General features: G+C 47.5%; 5 protein-coding genes and 1 pseudogene. 4 read left to right on the plus strand and 2 right to left on the minus strand.

Annotated elements, in window-relative coordinates; genetic code table 11:
* The first annotated feature begins 64 nt into the window (after positions 1-64).
* The 4 genes from QUB26_RS14950 (at position 65) to vapB (ending at position 4506) form a co-directional block, all read left to right on the plus strand.
* Complete coding sequence (locus QUB26_RS14950; RefSeq protein ID WP_333318607.1) at positions 65-3472, plus strand: DNA methyltransferase; 3408 nt, start codon at positions 65-67, stop codon at positions 3470-3472.
* An 89-nt stretch (positions 3473-3561) separates the two neighbouring features.
* Positions 3562-3912 (plus strand): type II toxin-antitoxin system RelE/ParE family toxin, encoded by a 351-nt coding sequence (locus QUB26_RS14955; RefSeq protein ID WP_333157601.1) that lies wholly within the window; start codon positions 3562-3564, stop codon positions 3910-3912.
* Positions 3909-4205, plus strand: a complete 297-nt coding sequence (locus QUB26_RS14960) for an XRE family transcriptional regulator (protein WP_333318611.1) — start codon at positions 3909-3911, stop codon at positions 4203-4205. The genes QUB26_RS14955 and QUB26_RS14960 overlap by 4 nt, the downstream gene beginning before the upstream one ends.
* Before the next feature lie 73 nt (positions 4206-4278).
* On the plus strand, positions 4279-4506 hold the full coding sequence (vapB, locus tag QUB26_RS14965; RefSeq protein ID WP_333148244.1) for a type II toxin-antitoxin system VapB family antitoxin: 228 nt from the start codon (positions 4279-4281) through the stop codon (positions 4504-4506).
* Positions 4507-4606: 100 nt separating this feature from the next.
* On the opposite strand, the gene cbiE is transcribed toward vapB, so the two are convergent.
* Positions 4607-5875 carry a precorrin-6y C5,15-methyltransferase (decarboxylating) subunit CbiE gene (gene cbiE, locus QUB26_RS14970; protein ID WP_333318613.1) on the minus strand — a complete coding sequence of 423 codons (1269 nt, stop codon included), beginning with the start codon at positions 5873-5875 and terminating at the stop codon, positions 4607-4609.
* A gap of 395 nt (positions 5876-6270) precedes the next feature.
* Positions 6271-6588, minus strand: a pseudogene (locus QUB26_RS14975) (photosystem II q(b) protein); the annotation flags it as partial.

Genomic DNA, 6588 nt, shown 5'->3' on the forward strand with positions numbered 1-6588 from the left:
TAAATCGCCAATTCAAACCGATCGAAGTATAGAATCAGGAAAAAGCAAGCAGCAGGGTTGAAACATGAATGAGACCGATCGCACGCGAGTCGAAACATTCATCACACGCTGGGCAGGTTCTAGCGGTAACGAACGGGCAAACTACCAGTTGTTTTTTGCCGAAATGTGCGATGCGCTGGGAGTCGATCGCCCTTTTGATAAAGGCAGAATTCCCAACGATCCCTACTGCTTTGATAAGGATGTCAAAATTTTTCACCCCAGCGGCAAAGTAACTCCGGGGTTTGTTGATTTTTACAAAGCCGAGCATTTTTTAATAGAGGCAAAACAGGGCGGAACAACGAGCAAAAAAGGAACGGCAAAGCGGGGGACACATACCTATTTGCGAGAGATGGAAAAAGCGTTTGTGCAGGCAGTTGCCTATACCCGCAGTCTCAGCAGCAAACCGCCCTTTTTGTTAACTTGCGATATTGGCGATCATTTTGAATTATGGATGGGGTTTAGCGGCGATTATGGCGGCTATGGGGCGCGGCGAGAAATCGGGCTAATCGAGTTGCAGAAAGCCGATGTTTTCGATTTGTTTGTCGATATTTTTAGCAATCCCCAACAGCGCAACCCAGAGAAAATTGCGGCGCGGGTGACGCGGGAAGTGGCGGCAGATTTGGCAGAGTTGGCGAAGCGGATGGAGGCGAATGTCGATCCGCAGCAAGTCGCCCAGTTTTTGATGCGCTGTATTTTCACCATGTTTGCTGAGGATGTGGGGTTGCTGAAGGAACATTTGTTTACGCAGGCGCTGGAAACCCGCTGGATTCTCAACCCGAAGATGTTTAAGCCGGAGGTAGAGGCGCTGTGGGAGGCGCTGAATGAGGGGACGAGTTTTGGTTTTCATGGCAAACTGTTGCGGTTTAATGGCGGATTGTTTGCCGAGTCGCAGGCGTTTGCGCTGACAAAGATACAATTGGAAGTTTTGTTGCAGGCGGCGAAGCGGGATTGGTGCAATGTGGAACCGGCGATTTTTGGGACGTTGTTGGAAAGGGCGCTGGATTCTAGGGAACGGAGTAAGTTGGGGGCTCATTATACGCCGCGATCGTATGTGGAACGGTTGGTAAAGCCTGTGGTGATGGAGCCTTTGGGCGATCGCTGGATTGCGGTACAAGCGGAGGTTAAACAGTTGCTGAACGCGGGGGAATCGGAACCGACTGCAAATCAAAGGAAAAAGGCGAGATCAGTTTTAGAGGCATTTCTGACGGAGTTACAAGGGGTGAAGATTCTCGATCCGGCGTGCGGATCGGGTAATTTCCTTTATGTGACGTTGGATTTGTTGAAGGGGTTGGAATCGGAGGTGTTGCGGCGCTTGGAGGATGTCACCGGATCGGCGCAGTTGCTGTTAGATATTGCTCAAGTTAATCCCAGTCAGTTTTTGGGAATTGAGATTAATCCGAGGGCGGCGGCGATCGCAGATTTGGTGATTTGGATTGGGTATTTGCAGTGGCATTTTCGGCGGTTTGGCGATATTCCGCCGATCGAACCTGTGTTGCGCGAGTACAACAATATTGAATGGGGAGATGCAGTGTTGGCCTATGACGGGAGGGAACCGGATGTGGATGCGACGGGGAAGGTGAGAACTCGCTGGGGCGGACGGATGATGAAGAGTCCGGTGACGGGGGAGGATATTCCCGATCCGACAAACCAAGTAACAATTTATCGGTATTTGAATCCGAGGGCGGCCCAGTGGCAAAAGGCAGATTATATTGTGTCGAATCCGCCGTTTATTGGGAATAAGAGAATGCGTGAGAGCCTTGATGACGGGTATGTTGAATGCTTGAGGAAGACTTACCAAAACTTGTCAGATACGGTTGACTTTGTAATGTACTGGTGGGAGAAGGCAGCAAATCTTGCCAAGTCGAAGAAAATTCAAAGGTTTGGCTTTATTACAACAAATAGTATTGTTCAATCATTCAATAGGAAAGTTCTAGACCAGTATGTCGGCGATAAACAAATATCTCTTTACTTTGCTATTGCCGATCATCCTTGGACAGATAGTAAAGATGGTGCTGCTGTACGTATTGCTATGACTGTCGTGACACCCGAACCGTCAATTTCAGGCTTTTTGATGAAAGTCAAGTATGAATGTCAGGGAGAAAATGAAAATGAAATTTTAAAATTTGAGGTAATTAAGGGATTGATTAATTCTGATTTGACTATTGGCCGTGATACCGTCAAAATGAAACCGTTAAAATCAAATGATGGAATCTCATTTCAGGGTGTTATTCCATTAGGCACAGGGTTTAGAATTGAAGAACATGATTTCCAACAGCTTGATTTAGACAAGCAGAATTTGCCGTCAGTCATCAGATCGTATGCGATTGGTAGAGATTTAGTTCAAAGTTTTCATAAAAAGTGGATTATTGATTTTTTCGGTCTATCTAAAGATGAAGCCTCTCAACAGTTTCCTCTATTATTCCAAAGGCTTCTAACAACAGTTAAGCCATTTCGAGATCAGCAAAATAGAAAATCAAATCGGGAGAATTGGTGGCTTTTTGGCGAGAAAAGACCAGGCTTAAGAAAAGCTGTCAACAATTTGAATCGATTTATTGTCACGCCAGACACTTCTAAATTTAAGCCATTCTTTTTTGTTGATAGTGATGTTTTGCCGGATGTTCAGCTTTATACAGTCGCATCAGATGATGCCTGGATTTTAGGCATTTTAGAATCCTTAGTACATCAAAAATGGCTTAAAAAGATTGCACCGCGAATGGGCAAGGGAAATGATTTGCGATGGAAACCGTCAATTGTCTTCGACCCCTTCCCCTTCCCCGACCCCACCGATACCCAAAAACAAACCATCCGCGAACTCGGAGAACGCCTCGACAGCCACCGCAAACGAGTCCAAACCACTCACCCCGAAGTCACCATCACCGGGATGTACAACCTCCTCGAAAAACTCCGCCAAGGCGAACCCCTCGACGACAAAGACAAAGCCTTCAACCAAAAAGCCCTAGTCTCCACCCTCAAACAAATCCACGACGAACTCGATGCCGCCGTATTTGCCGCCTATGGTTGGGAACCCACCCTCACCGACGAGCAAATCCTGGAAAACCTCGTCACCCTCAACGCCCAACGCGCCGAGGAAGAACGCAACGGACTCATTCGCTGGCTGCGTCCCGACTACCAAGCCCCAGGCGAAACCTACATCCAACCATCCCTTGCAGGTATCACCACCGAAACCGAAACCTTGATCGCCCCCACGGAACAACAACCTTTCCCCAAAACCCTCAAAGAGCAACTTTCCGCCATCCGCGACTTATTTCGCACCCAAAGCGGCGAATGGACTGCAGCCCAAGTCACCGCCCATTTCAAAGGGGCTAATCGCAAACAAAAAGTCATTCTCGACTGTCTCGAAAGCCTGGAAGATTTGGGGATTTTGCTCAGTCATAATGAAGGTGGCGTGCAATATTGGTATCTCCCAACCTGATGGAATTGCAAAAACTTGTAGCTTACGCTAGGGGGTTTGAAGGCGATCGCCCTTACAATTGTTATAGTATTTGATTCTCAACAAACCCGATGACCATCAAACCGATTCGGTGGGTTGGCGCTACCCGTGAAGAAATCCAATCTCTTCCTGACGATGCCCGAAAAGAAGCTGGTTTTGCACTTTGGACACTTCAGCAGGGCATACAACCATCAGACTTTAAACCCATGTCAATCGTAGGCAAAGGCGTTGAAGAAATTCGGATTCGGACAGAAGATGCCTATCGGGTATTTTATATTGCTAGATTTGAAGAAGCTATTTACGTTCTTCATGCTTTCCAAAAGAAAACTCAGAAGACAGCCAAGAAAAATATCGAAATTGGACAGAAACGCTACCAACAGTTGTTACAAAATCGTTTAAATTCAAGAGAACCAGAACCATGAGTGAAAATACTATTACCCAAGCAACCGATAATATCTTTCTCGATCTGGGATTTTCAGCAGAAGAAGCTGATAACTTACTAATCCGATCGCAACTTATGCTCGCCCTGCTTCATCAGATTAAACATCACCGTTGGACGATCGACCAAACTGCTCAACATCTCAAACAGTCAAACGACCAAATCAAAGCTCTAACTCAAGGTAAAATTGGGGAATTCTCGGTTGATACTCTGATCGCAATGCTAAACCAAGTAGGCATGACTGTCAAAATCGAAATTTGCCCCAAGGTAGCTTAGAGCGAGATTAGAGATATCGGTAAGTTTTGCTTTGCGCTTGTTATCATGAGCTTATCCAGCAAGAGGTTATCTAATGCTAGAAACCACCATCCTAGAAACGCTGGTCAAGTTGCCAGATTCCCTGAAACAGGAAGTTTTGCACTATGTAGAATTCTTGGCTGCAAAATATGCAAATAATGAGGTTGCCGTAAATCCTCCTCAAAAGAAACGTCAAGCCGGGATGATGAAAGGCACCTTTGTCTTACCGCTTGCTGATGATTTTGATGCACCATTAGAGGATTTCCAGGAGTATATGGAATGAGTGCATTATAAAAATATACGAATGATTCATCTGGTATTCTGACTCTCATTCCAGAGGATATTATTCATTATAGCTTTCCAGGAAAGAGAGCGATAGCATTTTAGCTTTTAACTACCGCCCACTGAGTCACCGACGCAAGCGGTTTCCAACCCTGAAAAGAACCGATCGCCCCTACTCGCTGAATCCCAATTCTAATCAGTTCCCCGCCATAACGATCGTGCCATTGCAAAACTTTAAACTCGCTCTCAACTGTCACCGCATTAACAACTAATCGGCCGCCTTCACCTAAAGCATTCCAGCAAGTTTCCAGCACAGATTCTGCGGTGACACCGCCGCCGATGAAAATAGCATTCGGTTGAGGCAAATTTGTCAGGGCTTCCGGCGCTTCTCCCGCCACGATTTCGAGTTCGGGAACGCCGAAAGTCGAGGCATTTTCGGCGATGTATTGCAGTCGAGTTGGGTGGCGTTCGATCGCGATCGCCCTGCACCGAGGATGACTCCGCATCCATTCGATCGCGATCGAGCCACAGCCCGCCCCCACATCCCAAAGCAACTCTCTGGGAATCGGCGCTAACGTTGACAGAGTAACGGCTCTAACCTCCCGCTTGGTAAGTTGTCCGTCGTGGCGATAACCAGCATCCGGCAAACCGGAGGTACGAGGGAAAATCACAGTTTCGCGATCGGCTGCAACTGCGATCGCGATCGTGTTCAAATCAGCCAAATCCGCTGCATTCCAGGCTGCTGCTACCCCCTCTATCCGCCGTTCCGATCCCGACCCCATCCGCTCGAACACGGTCATCAAACTGCTGCCAAACCCCCGCTGTGTCAACAATTCTGCCACCTTTCCCGGCGTGTGTCTGTCAGCGCTCAACACCAGCAAGCGCGCTCCCGGCGACAAAGCAAGGGCGATCGATGCGATCGGGCGATTTGTCAAACTGAAAGTCTCAACATCCGCCAAAGCCCAACCCAAACGGGCGCAAGCAAGACTAAAAGCCGATGCAGCGGGAATCACAGTCATTTCTGAAATGGGAATCTGGCGCGACAGTGTTACCCCAATTCCGTGACACATCGGATCGCCGCTTGCGAGCACGCACACAGACTGTCCTCGGCGGCGGATGATTTCATCGACTGTTGCTTGTAGCGGCGAAGCCCAAACCAATTTTTCGCGGGTGTCGTCGGTTGGTAGCATGGCTAGGTGACGGGCACCGCCGACAACGACTTGAGATCGAGAGAGGAGGGTAGAGGCGATCGGGCCCAGCCCTGAAAGTCCATCTTCGCCAATCCCCACCACCGAAAGCCATTTGTGCATTGAATCCTTACCGCTAATCTCGCTTCCGGCTGCATCGGAACGATCGAACTCGATAGTCATCACTCATTAGTTATTAGTTATTAGTTATTAGTCGTTAATCATATTATGTCTGCTCGAACAACCAGAATAAAATTGGTTTATAGTGAGGGCGGAAGTCATCATAAAACTCGATCGCGCTGAAGTCCTCACTACAAAATTTATAACTCACATCTTGCATCCCTCTCGCTTAACAGGCTGTCCGACCTGTTCTACAAAGAGTAGATTTTCTTGTGGCGAGTATGGGTTTGGCAGGAGAACCCGCCCGTGAAAGGCTGATTAACAATGGTGCAAAATGCCAGTTATAACGCTTATTTTACCTAACTAGATATGTGAATAAAGCCTCTAAAAAATCTTTTTTTCCAAGCAAAAAGCGCCCCTATTTCTAGGAGCGCTTTTTGTTAATCTCAGACTAAAACTTAGCCATTGATAGAAGGAGCAACCAAAGCTACGGGAGTTGTTTCACCAGCAGCCAAGTCAAGCGGGAAGTTGTGAGCATTGCGCTCGTGCATTACTTCCATACCCAAGTTAGCGCGGTTGATGACATCAGCCCAAGTATTGATGACACGACCTTGAGAGTCGATAATCGATTGGTTGAAGTTGAAACCGTTCAAGTTGAAAGCCATCGTGGAGATACCCAAAGCGGTAAACCAGATGCCAACTACTGGCCATGCACCTAACAAGAAGTGCAAAGAACGGCTGTTGTTGAAAGAAGCGTATTGGAAAATCAAACGACC

This window comes from Microcoleus sp. B4-C1 (genome assembly GCF_036705285.1).
GTDB lineage: Bacteria > Cyanobacteriota > Cyanobacteriia > Cyanobacteriales > Microcoleaceae > Microcoleus.

Excerpts from the sequence above, each read along its gene's own strand:
- QUB26_RS14950 (WP_333318607.1), top strand. The coding sequence starts at position 65 with ATGAATGAGACCGATCGCACGCGAGTCGAAACATTCATCACACGCTGG.
- QUB26_RS14960 (WP_333318611.1), top strand. The coding sequence starts at position 3,909 with ATGAGTGAAAATACTATTACCCAAGCAACCGATAATATCTTTCTCGAT.
- QUB26_RS14955 (WP_333157601.1), top strand. The coding sequence starts at position 3,562 with ATGACCATCAAACCGATTCGGTGGGTTGGCGCTACCCGTGAAGAAATC.
- vapB (WP_333148244.1), top strand. The coding sequence starts at position 4,279 with ATGCTAGAAACCACCATCCTAGAAACGCTGGTCAAGTTGCCAGATTCC.
- cbiE (WP_333318613.1), bottom strand. The coding sequence starts at position 5,875 with ATGACTATCGAGTTCGATCGTTCCGATGCAGCCGGAAGCGAGATTAGC.